Origin of the sequence: Corynebacterium sp. c25Ua_89, assembly GCF_047459735.1 — a bacterium.
In the GTDB taxonomy this organism is placed as follows: Bacteria; Actinomycetota; Actinomycetes; order Mycobacteriales; family Mycobacteriaceae; genus Corynebacterium; species Corynebacterium simulans.
Window position 1 is genome coordinate 18,310 of the sequence record NZ_JASBOD010000001.1, and the last position, 14,389, is coordinate 32,698.

Consider the following 14,389-nt stretch of genomic DNA (forward strand, 5'->3'; position numbering starts at 1 on the left):
TCGGCGTCGCGCGTGGCGAAACTCGTGCACAATGGAACCATGAGTGTCCCATTTATCTCTTTTAATGATGATCGCGAGATGCCACAGCTTGGTCTGGGCACCTACAAGATGACGGGTCAGGAATGTATCACGGCGGTGCGTGAAGCCATCGAGCTCGGCTACCGCCATTTCGATACTGCAACCTTGTATGAGAACGAGGCAGAGCTAGGCCAGGCCCTAAATGATGCGATGCGCGCCGGTGACGTCACCCGTGATGAACTCTTCATCACCTCCAAGGTCTGGCATGATAGCCACGGGGCGAAGGGGGTAGACGCAGCATTTACTGAATCGCTGAAGAAGCTGCAGCTGGACTACCTAGACCTCTACCTGATCCACTGGCCGTGGCCACAGGCTGGACTCTATGTGGAGACCTTTGAGGAGATGGCTCGTCTGCAGGGCATGGGACAGATCGCTTCCATCGGCGTGGCTAACTTCTACGAGGAAACGCTGCAGGAGATCATCGCGCGAACGGGTATCGTTCCAGTGTTGAACCAGGTGGAGCTGCATCCGGGATTTACCCAGCCGGAGTTGCAAGAATTCCATGATGAACATGGCATTGTTACAGAGGCATGGTCGCCGCTGGCGAGGGGAGAGGTCCTTAACAATGCGGAGATCAAGAATGTGGCGCAGCGCCTTGAGGCAACCCCGGGACAGGTAGCAATCGCCTATCTTCTAGCCAAGGGGATTTCCGTAATCCCGAAATCCACCAAGCGTGAGCGCCTAGAGGAGAACTTGGCGGCCGCGCAGCTGGAGCTTAGCCACGATGACATTGCGGCAATCGACGCCCTCGATAACGGCGCGGCTGGGCGCTTGTACAAGGACCCGCGTGAGTTTCCGGGCTAAACGCTAAAGGCGGCCCGGAAAACGGCCTAGAGGCGGCAGGGAACGGCATTGTTCTCTGCCGCCTTTTCTTGACATATGGCCTTTCGCAATGTTTGCAAACTCGAGCGTTGAAAGATATGGGGGTACTTTTCACGCTTTAAAAAGTGCAGTAAGCAATGGGGTTAGGGGGTAGCTAAGGCTTGCTAATCAAAAATCGATTGGCAAGCTTTACAACCTCGCAATGTGAATTGGGTAACTTACTCGTAAGGCGAAACGTGATTCATCACACTATCTCTATCTCGTGTGGTTCATTAATCACTTTCGTGTGGAATCTTGAGAACCCAAGGAGAGCGACATGACTAGCGCACCTACCTCGATGCTCGAGCGCCGCGAACCGACAGCGCAGGACTTCATCGAGATGCGCGATAGCCCGCAGTTTAAGCAGTTACGCGGTGCATATCGTAACTTCACTTTCCCGATGACCATTGCCTTCTTCCTGTGGTACGTCATCTACGTGTTGGCTGCCGTCTTTGTGCCTGGATTCATGGGCACCGAAATTGGCGGTGGGTGGAACGTGGGGCTCGTATTCGGGCTCGCCCAATTTGTCACCACGTTCGCGATTACGTGGATCTACGTCAAGTACGCCAACAAGAAAATTGAGCCGCGTTCAGCAGCTATTCGTGAGGCATTGGAGGGATAGATTATGCTGACCTTCAACCTAGCTGCTGAGGCAGCGCAAGAAGGCTCCGGAAACCCGGTGCTCAACATCGCCGTTTTGGTGCGTTTCTTGTCATCACCATGTGGGTGGTTTTAAGGGCAGGAAAGACCACGAAGAAGGCCTCGGACTTCTACACCGGTGGTGGCACCTTCTCTGGCCGCCAGAACGGTTTGGCCATTTCCGGCGACTACCTTTCTGCCGCGTCCTTCCTCGGTATCGTCGGCGCGGTCGCTCTCAACGGATATGACGGATTCTTGTATTCTGTCGGCTTCTTCGTGGCCTGGCTGGTGGCGTTGATGCTGGTTGCCGAGCCGATGCGTAACGTTGGTCGCTTCACCATGGCAGACGTGTTGTCCTTCCGTTTGAAGCAGCGCCCGGTACGCGTGGCGGCGTCCATCTCTACGCTTTTTGTCTCGCTGTTCTACCTGATTGCGCAGATGGCCGGCGCAGGCTCCCTGGTGTCGGTGCTTTTGGATATCCATGACTTCACCTGGCAGGCGGTCGTGGTTGGCATCGTGGGTGTTTTGATGATCGTCTACGTTCTGGTGGGCGGTATGAAGGGCACTACTTATGTGCAGATGATCAAGGCGGTCCTCTTGGTCACCGACGTCGTGGCGATGTGCATCATGACCTTCATTGCGGTGAAGGGCGGCTTTAGCACCTTGTTCTCCGACGCCGTCGATATGCATGCGGGCTCGGATTACCTCCAAGAGAAGGGCTACGAAGCTTCTCAAATCATGGAACCGGGCTTAAAGTATGGAAAGACTTTGACCACCAAGCTGGACTTCGTTTCCCTCGGTATCGCTCTGGTGCTCGGCGTTGGCGGCCTGCCGCACGTGCTCATGCGCTTCTACACGGTTCCGACTGCAACTGAGGCGCGCCGTTCCGTGACCTGGGCCATCGTCATCATCGGCGCTTTCTACCTGATGACCCTCATCCTGGGCTACGGTGCCGCGGCACTCGTAGGCCCAGACCGCATCCTGGCCGCGCCGGGCGGGGCCAATGCCGCAGCGCCGCTTCTGGCGCTAGAACTCGGCGGCTCGGTATTCATGGCTGTCATCTCGGCGGTTGCATTCGCCACGGTGCTGGCAGTAGTTGCAGGTCTGGCGATTACCGCGTCTGCATCCATCGCGCACGATATCTACCACGCGGTTATCCGTAAGGGAGAGTCCACCGAGTCGGAGCAAGTCCGTGTCTCGCAAGTTACGGTCGTAGTCCTCGGCATCGCCGCCATCATCCTGGGCATTCTGGCCATGACTCAAAACGTCGCGTTCTTGGTCTCTCTCGCCTTCGCCGTCGCGGCTTCTGCAAACCTTCCGACTATCCTGTACTCGCTTTACTGGCGTCGCTTCAACACGGCCGGTGCGGTGGCGTCCATGTACACCGGCGTCATCTCCTGCCTGCTGCTCATCTTCTTCTCCCCGGCAGTATCCGGTTCTGAGACCTCGATGTTCCCGAACGCGGATTGGGCGCTGTTCCCACTGTCGAATCCGGGCCTGGTTTCCATTCCGCTGGCATTCATCGCAGGCTGGTTGGTTTCCATCCTGACCCCGCCGGATGACTTTGAGGATCTGTCCGCAGAGATGGAGGTACGGTCTCTGACCGGCGTTGGCGTGGAGGCCCCAGTCAACCACTAAACCTGACAGAGTTCTGAGTATTATCTAATGCGTGCTCGATTCTTTGTCTAAAACGAAGGCGGTGCCGATGAAGGTCGGTACCGCCCTCGCCGCGTTTTCACTCGCCGGCGGCCTGTTGTGCGCATGTACACCGTCGCAGCAGCACGATAGTAAGGCCACCTCGGCGTCGGCAAGCAATGCGTCTGCGTCCGACCTTCGGCATGAACTGGGGGATCCTGCGCTTTCCGACGTCCCCGATTACGTCAGTCAGTTCCTCGCGGGTAATGAAGACCAGCAGCTGAGCTACTACCGCATCGGCGATGGAATGCGTATGGCAACGGCAAATGAGCATGAGCCGCGCCCGGCATTGAGCCTTATCAAGCTGTATATCGCAACCTACGTGCTCGAAAAGGGAAGCTTCGAGGATAAATACGAAGCCTTAGACATGATCGCCAGCTCCTCAGATACAAGCGCAGAAGAACTCTTTGAGAAGTACCCGAATTCCATTGACTCCGTGGCAAAGGAATATGGATTGCAGGCCACGAAGGCCGGTGAGCAATGGGGAACCTCGGTGACTTCCATGTATGACGTGGTGCGCTTCGTGGTGCAGCTGAAGGAAGATAACCCCACCCACCCGGTCCTGGTGGCGATGGCCCACGCCGATCCCATCTCGGAAGACGGATACGAGCAGGACTACGGCACGGCGAAACTGCAAAATGTAGTGGGCACCAAGTGGGGCTGGTCAAATGATAAGACGCTGCACTCTTCGGTTTCCTTTGGCAAGAACTTCGTTGTTGCAGCTACCACCTATGGCAGCGCCGATGATCTCACGGACTTTGTGAAAGACGAGGTAACGGGCAGCAACCTGCGTAAGGGTACTGATCGCTACCAAAAGGCGCTCAACGGTGAGAGCGTTGCTCCTGTAAGTCCTTCGAAGTCTTCTGCGCCTGCCTCCAAGACGACCATCACCGTGACCTCGACTCTGCCGAAGTCTGAGAAGAAGGGCTCTGATAAGGACCAGAGCAAAGACGGTGGCAAGGCCAAGCGTGGGGTTAAGAGCAAGGAGCCTACCGACGCCGGCAAGAAGAACGACAAGAAAAAGAAGGACAAAAAGAAAGAGCCGACCTCGTCGGCTCAATCTGAAAGCGCTACTTCAAAGCGTTCTGAATAGTAGAAGCTAGGTCGATGGCTCCCTTGATTTGGTCCTGGGAGACGGAAGAGCCGCCGTAGGAGATGCCGTTCTGGTTTACTCGCGGCAGGCGCATGCCCGGCACCGTGTGCTCTAGCTGGGAGCTAAGCGCACCCATCGCATCAGAAGACTGCGGGGAGATACCCGGGATGTTGCCCGGCTGTGTCGGTGCGGCCGGCTTCGGTGCGGAAGGCTTGGCTGGTGCAGCAGGTGCCTTCGGGGCCTTCTGACCCGGCATCCACTGACCCCAGTCGCGGGCGTAGACCTCGTTGATGTCCACGGTCACGCCGTCGATGGTGCGCTGCATGTTGCCCGGCAGCTGGTGAATCGTGGTGCGCGGGTGGATCTTGCCGTTCGAGCCCCAATCGTGCATCCAGTAGAAGGAGCCGATTCCATCGCGCACGCACCACTCGATGGTGTTGTAGTTGCCGTATACGCCGGTCTGGTAGCCCGCGGCAGAAAGCAGGCGGCTAAAAGCCTGTAGGTAAGGCTTGATCTGTTGGTCGTACTGGGCGCGGGTCGGGTTATCGTCAATCGCGATGTAAATCGGGCGATTGGTCGGTCCGCCTGCTGCCCTGTGCAGGGCAATAGCCTGCGGGGCGTGGATGGCTGCACCTGCGGCACCTTGCTTCCAATCGGCGGTTTCGGCACGGCCAAACTGGTAGATGGAGGCCGTCGCCAAGCCCTGCGCGGCGTTAGCCTTGGTCTCCTGCAAGGTGACTGGCTTGCCCGTCATCCAGGACTCGGTGCCCGGGCGACGCTTGGAAACGTAACGGATGGCGCCGAGGTGGCCTGCGCGCTTGATGCCTGCGGCGGAAGGAACACCGACTGCGAAGTCGATGATGGTGCCAAGGACTGGGCCTGGGCCGGCTGCCTGCGCGACGCTCACTTGCGAGCCAACGATTCCGGCCGCGGCAGCAGCGGCGCCGGCCTTAAAGAGCGTGCGGCGAGTAAAAGATGCGGTCATTTCTAAAACTCCTAGCAAGGGGAGGGGCGACTGAGGAAGGATGCAGCGCCAGACAACATTTGCCACATCAATCTCACTAGTTAACAGTTGTACCGTATCAGCTGGGCAAAGAAAGTGTGGATGCACGCGCTAAGAAGGCGAGTGGGAAATAATCGCGCCGGGTTGCTAAGTAGGTAAAAGCGTAGTGCCCTAGGATTTGTTCTGTAGAAAATCTTCGAACATACCAAGGAGATTTGACCAGGGTGCCAAGGACCGTGTGGTCCGCCTTGTTGAGGATCGCATTTTGGCCGAGGGTACTTCCATGTAGGAAACGTGCAAGATCGTGGCACCGAAGTTGGGTGTCTCGTGGCATCCGGCCCGGCAATGGACGCAGGCCGCTCGTCGCGAAGGACACGTTGCTGAGCCGCTGCCTGAAGACCTTGTCGCAGAGGTCGCTAAGCTGCGCCGTGAGAATCAGGAATTGCGGGTCACCAATGAGCTACTAAAAGCGGCTTCGGCTTTTTCGCATCAGAACTCGACCCCAAACGTTAAGAAATGAGTTAATCATTGCCCGGTCGTGGAAATTTTTCCGGACCCCATATTGACATTATAGTTTTTGCTGAAATGAATGTTCCCACGCCGAAAGTGAGAGATACAAGCGCTGCGCTTAATAGGTAGTTTTCAAACCCTCCCGGTCTAATCCATATAAAGAAAACAATGGAACAGAATAAACTAAAAGCGCCAAGCTTCACTTTGGAGTCCAGCGTCTTTTCATTTTCCCTAAAGTAGCGACGGTGGTTTATTAAGGTAAAAATAATTCCTGTAATTAGGCCCCAAATGAGTCCTGCCGCCAAGGCGGGAACGGCTACTAGTATCACTGGTTTTCCAGAGGGGTGGATGAATCTCGATTAGCTTGTTCTTGTTGCAGCTGAAGAAGCACAGTTTCTGAAATGCCCTCTAGAGAAACTGGGTCATTCAAATCAACCAGCGGAAACTCGTCTGGGTTCCATTCGGCTGCAAGCTGATCTGCATCAATGTACTCAGATTTGGGAGATGGGCCGACGGGGTTTTGTAAAGACATAGTCCTTGTTGAAGAAATGTATTTATCACTGGCGAGGTAGTCTACACCCTAGATGGACAGTTCGGGAATTGCATTCGACGCATTTAACCCGCTGTCCGCTGGGGTAGGTTCCTGGATAACGAAACAAAACCGGCAGACCGCAGCATTAAAGAAAGAAAAAGTCTTCCGCATCTTCACCGACACGGTTAGTGGTTCGTCCACCCAGCGCCTTGGTCTCGACGGGGCACTTCATATCGCCGCCTACATACTGACGGACGACAAGATCTACTACAACCAAAATCCAACAGACTCACCTAATAATTGGGCAAGTGAAAGCGAAAAACTCGAGACACCGACCGGAACGATGTCTCGAGACTTCACACGGTGCCCCAGAGTGGATTCGAACCACCGACACCGGCTTTAGGAGAGCCGTGCTCTATCCCCTGAGCTACTGGGGCGGGGGTTGCTTTAAAGCAACGCAATTAGGTTACCAGCACGGTATGTGGCTGCGTTAAATCGGATGTTTAACTTCGGCGTTTGTGTGCTGGAGGCGGCAGCTACTCGAGCTATTCGCACTATTCGGCGGAGCCGTCGAGCTCAGCGAGCTTCTTGCGTACGGCGGAGGCTGCTGGGTTGGTAACGGAGGTGCCATCGGAGTAGAGCACGGTTGGCACGATGCGGTTGCCGTCGTTGACGGACTTGATCCACTCGTTTATGTCCTCAGTGCCTTCGGCCTCGACGTCGACAAGCGCGTATGGCGTCTCCGTGCGGTTCAGTGCCTTGAGCAGCTTCGCGCAAAACGGGCACCAGTCGGCATAGAAGATCGTGACATGCTCAGTGGTTTCGGGAGTTGTGACGGTCATTTAAGCGGCGTCCTTTCGTTCATAAGTTAAAAAGCGGTATTTAATCGGCAGCTCACTCGGAGGCTGCCCCGGAATGGTCAGGTGGCCCTTTTCAGAAGTGAGCCAATCAGTGCTAGCCGCCAAGCCGAAAGTCTCCGGAACTGCGGGGGCATAGACTGCGTCATCACCGTAGACATCCCCGATGTTAACGCCCATCAACGTAATTTCGATGACGTCGACCTCATCCAAGGTTGAGGCGTATAGCTGGCCGCCGCCGATGATCCAGGCGTCGGAAAGCGCGGAAGTTACGTCGTTGAGGTTGCTGGTTGTGCTCGCCCCAGCGGACCATTGGCCCGGCTCCTTGCGGGAGAGAACAAAGTTATCGCGGCCTGGCAGCGGGCGAAACTTTGGGTTTAGCGATTCCCATGTGCGTCGGCCCATCACCACGGGCGAGCCCAGCGTGACCTCCTTAAAGTGCTTGAGGTCCTCTGGTACGTGCCATGGCATGACCGAGCCATCGCCAATGATGCCGTCCAAGGACTGCGCCCAAATAGCACCCAGCATTAGACGGAAACCTGCGCTTTGATGGTGGGGTGTGGGTCGTAGCCTACGACCTCGAAATCGTCGAAGGTGTAGTCGAACAACGAGTCAGCCTTGTGCAGCTTGAGCTGCGGGTAGGGGCGTGGTTCGCGGGAGAGTTGCTCTTTGACCTGCTCCAGGTGGTCGTTGTAGATGTGGCAGTCGCCGCCAGTCCAGATGAGCTCGCTGACCTCCAGTCCAGCCTGTTGCGCAAACATGTGGGCCAGCGCAGCATAGGAAGCCAGGTTGAAAGGCACGCCCAGGAACATGTCCGCCGAACGCTGATAGACCTGCAGGGAGAGCTTGCCGTCTGCCACATAAAGTTGGAATAGCAGGTGGCAGGGCATAAGCGCCATCTTGTCTAGTTCTGCCACATTCCAGGCGGAGACCAGGTTGCGACGAGAATCCGGATTATTTTGCAGTGTGTCCAGAGCCTGCTGGATCTGGTCAACATGTGTGCCATCCGGGGTAGGCCACGAGCGCCACTGGACGCCGTAGACAGGGCCCAGCTCGCCATCGGCGTCAGCCCACTCATTCCAGATACGGACGTTGTTGTCCTGCAGCCACTTCACGTTGGAATCGCCCTTGAGGAACCACAGCAGCTCGCCGATAACACCGTGGAAGTAGACCTTCTTGGTGGTCAGCAGCGGGAAAGACTCCGCCAAGTTATAGCGCAACTGCGCACCGAAAATTGAGCGCGTGCCGGTCCCGGTGCGGTCACCTTTGTCCGCGCCTTCTTTCAAAACTTTGCGGAGGAGGTCCTCATATGGGGTCTGGATCATGGTTCTCAAGTGTAGAAGCCTTTTTGCTGAAACGCCTAAAAGTTGAGGAACGCTTAAAAGCCGCCGTTTTCTTCGGCATAGGCAGCAGCGTGCTCCAGGATTTCATCGGCGAGTTCCGGCCGGCAGATGAGCAGGTCTGGGATGAAGGTGTCCTCGTTGTTGAAACGAATTGGGGAGCCATCCAAACGGGAACAGTGCAGGCCCGCCGCCATGGCAACGCCCACCGGCGCAGCCTGGTCCCACTCGTACTGGCCGCCTGAGTGGATATAGCCGTCAAAGTCACCGAGCAGAACGTGCATTGCCTTGGCACCGGCAGAACCGATGCCGACGGTTTCAAATCCCATCTTCTCCCCAATGTGGGAAGCCACCTGGGGCGGACGGTTGCGGGAGACCACAAACTTCTTGGACAGCGGGCCGGTAACGGCGCGCGCATCGGAGGAGCGGAAGGTCACGCCCAAATCCGGCATGGCCACGGCCGCATGCTGTGGCATGCCGTTGACCACGAGTGCGATGTGGACAGCCCAGTCTTGGCGGCCGGTGGCAAACTCCTTGGTGCCATCGAGGGGATCGACGATCCACACGCGTTCCTTCTTCAAACGGCTGAGATCGTCTGCTGCTTCCTCGGAAAGCAGGCCGTCTTCGCGGCGGTGTTGCGAAATTACCCGGGTGATCCATTCTTGTGCGGCTTCATCGCCGGCGTCGCCAAGCGCGAGGCCGCGCAGCAGGCCACCGTTGCGCACACCTTTGAGGATCTCACCGCAGCCGTTGGCTAGTGAATTGGTCAGGCGGGAATCAGAAATCTCGACGGTCATGCATGCTAGATTACCGCGCGCGATAGAGTAAGGCATGAACAAAAACGTCCTAACCCGCTTCCGGCCCCAAGTCCGGCAATGGTTCGAGGACGTTTTCGCAGCGCCCACGCCCGTACAGCGCGAGGCATGGGAGCAGATCTCATCCGGCAACCATGCGCTCGTGGTCGCCCCCACCGGCTCCGGTAAAACCCTGGCGGCGTTTTTATGGGCCTTAAATTCCCTCGTGGAAAAGGAAGGCCAAACTGCACTGCCCGTAGGACAGCCGGTAAAGGGCGGCACCTCAGGCGTCAAGGTTTTGTATATCTCCCCGCTGAAGGCGCTTGGCGTGGACGTGGAAAATAACCTGCGTGCTCCGCTGAACGGCATCGCTCGTGCAGCAGAACGATTAGGACTTGACACCCCCGACATCACCGTCGGCGTACGCTCCGGGGATACACCTTCTGCAGAACGCTCCCGGCAGGTACGCCGCCCGCCGGATATCCTCATCACCACTCCGGAGTCGGCTTATTTGATGCTGACCTCGAAGGCCGCGGGCATCCTATCTACCGTCGATACCGTCATCATTGATGAAATCCACGCCCTGGCCGGCACCAAGCGTGGCGTACACCTGGCGCTCACGCTCGAGCGGCTGGCGGCCGTGGCGGGGGAGTTCCAGCGCATCGGGCTATCGGCAACGGTGCGCCCGCTTTCTGCAGTGTCGAATTTTTTGGGCGGCGACAGGCCCGTGGAAATCGTGGCACCGTCGGCTGAAAAACGCTGGCAGCTTGATGTCCACGTGCCCGTGGAAGACATGTCGGATCTTCCCACCCCAGAGCAAGGCTCCACTATCGGTGAGATGACAGTGGATGATCCACTGGGCATTACTGGCCCCGCGGCGGTGGCTGATTCGGCATTGCCCACCGCGAAATCTATTTGGCCATTTATTGAAGAAGACCTCTACGGCGAAATCATGGAGCACCGCTCCACCCTCGTGTTCGTGAACTCGCGGCGTACCGCGGAGCGCCTGACCTCCCGGCTCAATGAGCTTTATGCCATGGAGCATGATCCGGAAAGCTTGTCGCCTGCTACCCGCCGGGACCCAGCGCAGCTGATGAAGCAAGTCGACGTCGCCGGCAAGGCACCTGCCGTCATCGCTCGCGCACACCACGGCTCGGTGTCGAAGGACGAGCGCACATTGACTGAAACGATGCTCAAGGAAGGCACACTGCGAGCAGTGGTGGCCACCAGCTCGCTAGAGCTGGGCATCGACATGGGCGCGGTCGATCTAGTGGTGCAGGTGGAATCACCGCCTTCGGTAGCCTCTGGTCTGCAGCGCGTGGGCCGCGCCGGGCACTCCGTGGGCGCTGTATCGCAGGGTTCTTTCTATCCGAAGCACCGCGCTGACCTTGTGCAATCCACTCTTACCGTGGCGCGTATGCGCGAGGGCCTCATCGAGGAGATGCACTCCCCGCAGAACCCGTTAGACGTGTTGGCACAGCAGACCGTGGCAGCTGTCGCCGTCGCCGAGGTTGCTCCGGTTACCTCCCCAGATAACGCGGGTGGCCTAGACGTGGATGCCTGGTACGCCATGGTGCGCCGCGCGTGGCCCTATCGCGATTTGGCCAGGGAGGTATTCGATTCCGTCATCGACCTGGTCTCCGGCGTCTATCCCTCCACGGACTTCGCGGAGCTCAAACCCCGCGTGGTCTTCGACCGCATCACTGGCCGGCTGAGCCCGCGCCCCGGTGCGCAGCGCGTGGCTGTTACCAACGGCGGCACGATTCCGGACCGCGGAATGTTTGGCGTCTTTCTGCCTGCGGGGGCAGAAAATGCCGCGCCCCGGCGCGTGGGTGAGCTCGACGAGGAGATGGTCTATGAATCCCGCGTGGGCGATATCTTTACCTTGGGTGCTACTAGCTGGCGCATTGAGGAAATCACGCGCGATCAGGTGATTGTCACCCCTGCGCCGGGGCACACTGGCCGGTTGCCTTTCTGGAATGGTGACCAGGCAGGACGTCCCTATGAGCTAGGCAAGGCCTTGGGTGCTTATCGCCGGCAGGTGCACCTTTCTCCAGAGAGCATCCAGGGCGCAGATGGGCATGCGGTGGATAACATCGTGGCCTATCTGCAGGAACAGCATGAGGCTACGGGTGTTATTCCGGATGAGAAGACCTTGGTTCTCGAGCGTTTTAAGGACGAACTCGGGGATTGGCGCGTGGTGTTGCACACGCCGTTCGGCCGGGGTGTGAATGCCGCCTGGGCGCTTGCGGTGGGGCAGCGGGTGGCGGAGCTGACCGGCATGGACGCGCAGGCAGTGGCTGGCGACGACGGTATCGTCCTGCGCTTGCCCGAGGGGGAAAAGGAGCCGGATGCTGCGCTTTTTCTTTTCGACGCCGATGAAATTTCGGACATCGTGGCCGAGCAGGTGGGCGGTTCCGCGCTCTTTGCCTCGCGTTTTCGTGAGTGTGCCGCGCGTGCGCTGTTGCTGCCGCGCCGCAATCCCGGCAAGCGCGCGCCGCTGTGGCAGCAGCGTCAGCGGGCAGAACAGCTTCTCGACGTCGCGCGGAAGTACCCTTCCTTTCCCATCATCCTGGAGACGGTCCGCGAAGTCCTGCAGGATGTCTATGATCTGCCGGCGTTGACGGAAACCATGCGCGAGCTGGCTTTGCGCCGCATTCGCATCGCGGAGGTGACCACAGAGCAGCCTTCGCCTTTTGCCTCTACTCTGCTGTTTAACTACACCGGCGCCTTCATGTACGAGGGTGATTCTCCGCTGGCAGAAAAGCGGGCGGCGGCCCTAGCGCTTGATCCGGCGCTTCTGGCCAAGCTTTTGGGCACGGTAGAGCTGCGGGAGCTTTTAGATCCGGAGGTCATCGAGCAGGTGCATGCCCAGCTGCAGCGCACCGCTGCGGAGCGTCGGGCGCGTACGACGGAGGAAGTCGCAGACCTGCTGCGGGTGCTGGGGCCGATTCCGGTGGAAGAGATGGCGGAGCATGCCTCGGTGCCGCTGAGCGCAATCGATTCTCTGGGCGCCCGCGTGATGCGGGTGCGCATTGCAGGACGCGAGCACTTCGCACAGCCCCTTGACGCCCCGCTGCTTCGCGACGGACTTGGCGTGCCCGTCCCGCCTGGTGTTGCCGCGCAACAGTCCACCATCACCGATGCCTTGCAACAGCTGGTCTCGCGTTGGGCACGCACCCGCGGGCCTTTCGTGCTGGGGGATGTGCAGGCGGCCTTTGGCCTTTCGGCCTCGGCGGCACACACCGCGCTGGCGAGTCTCGATAGCGTGGTGGAAGGCCGCTACCGCCAAGGAATCGAGGAGACCGAGTACTGCGCTGCGGAGGTCTTGCGCACCATTCGCTCGCGCTCGCTGGCTGCGGCACGCGCTGCAACGGAGCCTGTTAGCGCCGCCGCTTTCGGACGCTTCTTGCCCGATTGGCAGCAGGTAGCGCCCGTGGGCAAGCGGCCTGCGCTACGCGGGGCGGATGGCGTCTACAGTGTGATTGAACAGCTCGCCGGCGTGCGTCTGCCAGCCTCTGCGTGGGAGTCGCTGATTCTGTCGGCGCGTGTGGGCGATTACTCGCCGACGATGCTCGATGAACTGACCTCTAATGGCGAGGTGCTCATCGTCGGCGCTGGCAAGGCTGGCACGAATGACCCGTGGATCATGTTGCTGCCGGTGGACTACGCGGCGCAGTTGGCGCCGCAGGTTGACCCTGACGAGCAAGGGTTGAGCATGCTGCAATTAGCGGCGCTGGAGGTCCTGCGCGGTGGCGGTAGCTACCTGTTTAACGATATCGCGGCGCAGGTGCCTGGCACTGCCGAGGAGCTGCGCGAAGCGCTGTGGCAGCTGGTAGAAATGGGCCTGGTTAGTCCCGATTCCTTTGCGCCAATCCGCACGCACATTGCCGCGGCCGGCTCGCGCTCGGGAGCAACTGCGCACCGCGCTAAGCGACGCCCCACCCGTTCCCGGCTGCGCATGGGACGCACGTCCTTTGCCCAAACGCAGGGCCTCGGCGGGGCCGCAACCGCCCCCGACGTGGCCGGCCGTTGGGCTGCTTCCGTGTCAGGCCAAGGCGTCGACGCGACGAGCCGCTCCGTAGCGCACGGTGAGGCTTGGCTTGACCGCTATGGCGTGCTCACTCGGGGTTCCGTGGTGGCCGAGGATGTGCTCGGCGGCTTCGCGCTGGCCTATAAAGTGCTCTCTGGCTTTGAGGAATCTGGCAAGGCGATGCGCGGCTATGTGATTGAAGGGCTTGGCGCGGCGCAGTTTTCTACTCCCGCGGTCATCGATCGCTTGCGTGGCATGAACGATTCTCCCGACGTGACGGGCTGGCCATCTGGCACTGCGAGCACTGCGGAAATTAATACCTACGTGCTCGCCGCGACGGATCCCGCCAACCCGTATGGTGCAGCCCTTGCTTGGCCGCAGCGCGATGGCGCGGACAGCGGCCACGGCCCCACCCGTAGCGCCGGTGCCCTAGTGGTGCTGATGGACGGCCTCTGCGTGGCGCATCTAACCCGCGGTGGAAAGACGCTGACAACTTTCTTGGACGCCCTGCCTGAAGACATCGATGCTGATGAAGTGCTTGGCAAAGTGCTTGAAGGTCTCACGGAGCTCATCGCCGCAGGGCGCTTGAGCCCGCTGGTGATTGAGAAAATCAACGGAGCGCCCGCATTCGAATCGGCAATCGCCACTCGTTTGCGAGGCCTCGGCGCAGGCATCAGTCCCCGTGGCGTGCGGATCTCGGCCAAGTCTGCGCCGCCGCGCACGTCCCGCCGCATCGAAGACAACCGCAGCGACCCCTGGCAAAAGCCCATGGAGCCACGCCGCGGCCGAAGCGTTTCGGAAGCTCTGGCGGAGCTACCGGATTTAAGCTTTGACGATCCTCCCGAACCAGGCCGTGGCGCGCCGGGTGGATTTCGTCCGCGGGGCAGCCGCCGCTAGAAACCGAACTCAAACGCTAAAACCAGGATGGTAAATCCATGTGCCACGGGCCTCAGC

General features: G+C 59.1%; 11 protein-coding genes, 1 tRNA gene and 1 pseudogene. 6 read left to right on the plus strand and 7 right to left on the minus strand.

Translation table 11 applies throughout. The features are described 5' to 3' along the window. Window positions 1-39: 39 nt before the first annotated feature. The 4 genes and pseudogenes from QKB66_RS00095 (at window position 40) to QKB66_RS00110 (ending at window position 4,366) form a co-directional block, all read left to right on the plus strand. Window positions 40-882: an aldo/keto reductase gene (locus QKB66_RS00095; RefSeq protein ID WP_070432592.1), complete on the plus strand. Its 843-nt coding sequence runs from the start codon at window positions 40-42 to the stop codon at window positions 880-882. A gap of 334 nt (window positions 883-1,216) precedes the next feature. After that, window positions 1,217-1,561, plus strand: a complete 345-nt coding sequence (locus tag QKB66_RS00100) for a DUF485 domain-containing protein (RefSeq protein WP_070432591.1) — start codon at window positions 1,217-1,219, stop codon at window positions 1,559-1,561. A 3-nt stretch (window positions 1,562-1,564) separates the two neighbouring features. Continuing rightward, window positions 1,565-3,216 (plus strand): annotated as a pseudogene (locus tag QKB66_RS00105) (cation acetate symporter). A gap of 31 nt (window positions 3,217-3,247) precedes the next feature. Beyond that, window positions 3,248-4,366 carry a hypothetical protein gene (locus tag QKB66_RS00110; protein WP_414252423.1) on the plus strand — a complete coding sequence of 373 codons (1,119 nt, stop codon included), beginning with the start codon at window positions 3,248-3,250 and terminating at the stop codon, window positions 4,364-4,366. Here QKB66_RS00110 and QKB66_RS00115 read toward each other — a convergent pair. After that, window positions 4,344-5,351 carry a DUF1906 domain-containing protein gene (locus QKB66_RS00115; protein ID WP_414252424.1) on the minus strand — a complete coding sequence of 336 codons (1,008 nt, stop codon included), beginning with the start codon at window positions 5,349-5,351 and terminating at the stop codon, window positions 4,344-4,346. The genes QKB66_RS00110 and QKB66_RS00115 overlap by 23 nt on opposite strands. Before the next feature lie 322 nt (window positions 5,352-5,673). On the opposite strand from QKB66_RS00115, the gene QKB66_RS00120 reads away from it, so the two are divergent. Next, the gene (locus QKB66_RS00120) at window positions 5,674-5,889 is read left to right on the plus strand and encodes a hypothetical protein (RefSeq protein ID WP_414252425.1); all 216 of its coding nucleotides are present in this window, start codon (window positions 5,674-5,676) and stop codon (window positions 5,887-5,889) included. A 315-nt stretch (window positions 5,890-6,204) separates the two neighbouring features. Here QKB66_RS00120 and QKB66_RS00125 read toward each other — a convergent pair whose 3' ends face one another. The 6 genes from QKB66_RS00125 to QKB66_RS00150 all read right to left on the minus strand — a co-directional run bounded on the left by QKB66_RS00125 (window position 6,205) and on the right by QKB66_RS00150 (window position 9,405). Continuing rightward, window positions 6,205-6,411 carry a hypothetical protein gene (locus QKB66_RS00125; protein ID WP_414252426.1) on the minus strand — a complete coding sequence of 69 codons (207 nt, stop codon included), beginning with the start codon at window positions 6,409-6,411 and terminating at the stop codon, window positions 6,205-6,207. Between the two features lie 364 nt (window positions 6,412-6,775). Then, a tRNA-Arg gene (locus QKB66_RS00130) sits at window positions 6,776-6,848 on the minus strand. Window positions 6,849-6,965: 117 nt separating this feature from the next. Further along, window positions 6,966-7,253, minus strand: coding sequence for a glutaredoxin domain-containing protein (locus QKB66_RS00135; protein WP_339019201.1), 288 nt, complete (start codon window positions 7,251-7,253; stop codon window positions 6,966-6,968). Continuing rightward, a complete protein-coding gene (locus QKB66_RS00140) occupies window positions 7,254-7,796 on the minus strand; it encodes a dihydrofolate reductase (RefSeq protein WP_414252427.1) in 543 nt (180 codons plus the stop codon). After that, window positions 7,796-8,602, minus strand: a complete 807-nt coding sequence (locus tag QKB66_RS00145; protein WP_414252428.1) for a thymidylate synthase — start codon at window positions 8,600-8,602, stop codon at window positions 7,796-7,798. The genes QKB66_RS00140 and QKB66_RS00145 overlap by 1 nt, the downstream gene beginning before the upstream one ends. Before the next feature lie 44 nt (window positions 8,603-8,646). Further along, window positions 8,647-9,405 (minus strand): 3'(2'),5'-bisphosphate nucleotidase CysQ, encoded by a 759-nt coding sequence (locus tag QKB66_RS00150; protein WP_414252429.1) that lies wholly within the window; start codon window positions 9,403-9,405, stop codon window positions 8,647-8,649. A gap of 34 nt (window positions 9,406-9,439) precedes the next feature. On the opposite strand from QKB66_RS00150, the gene QKB66_RS00155 reads away from it, so the two are divergent. Beyond that, window positions 9,440-14,332 (plus strand): ATP-dependent helicase, encoded by a 4,893-nt coding sequence (locus QKB66_RS00155; RefSeq protein WP_414252430.1) that lies wholly within the window; start codon window positions 9,440-9,442, stop codon window positions 14,330-14,332. Window positions 14,333-14,389: the final 57 nt, after the last annotated feature.

Bases quoted from the DNA above. Each gene is read 5' to 3' on its own strand.
- QKB66_RS00150 (WP_414252429.1), bottom strand. From the start codon at position 9,405: ATGACCGTCGAGATTTCTGATTCCCGCCTGACCAATTCACTAGCCAAC.
- QKB66_RS00135 (WP_339019201.1), bottom strand. From the start codon at position 7,253: ATGACCGTCACAACTCCCGAAACCACTGAGCATGTCACGATCTTCTAT.
- QKB66_RS00155 (WP_414252430.1), top strand. From the start codon at position 9,440: ATGAACAAAAACGTCCTAACCCGCTTCCGGCCCCAAGTCCGGCAATGG.
- QKB66_RS00125 (WP_414252426.1), bottom strand. From the start codon at position 6,411: ATGTCTTTACAAAACCCCGTCGGCCCATCTCCCAAATCTGAGTACATT.
- QKB66_RS00115 (WP_414252424.1), bottom strand. From the start codon at position 5,351: ATGACCGCATCTTTTACTCGCCGCACGCTCTTTAAGGCCGGCGCCGCT.
- QKB66_RS00100 (WP_070432591.1), top strand. From the start codon at position 1,217: ATGACTAGCGCACCTACCTCGATGCTCGAGCGCCGCGAACCGACAGCG.
- QKB66_RS00140 (WP_414252427.1), bottom strand. From the start codon at position 7,796: ATGCTGGGTGCTATTTGGGCGCAGTCCTTGGACGGCATCATTGGCGAT.
- QKB66_RS00095 (WP_070432592.1), top strand. From the start codon at position 40: ATGAGTGTCCCATTTATCTCTTTTAATGATGATCGCGAGATGCCACAG.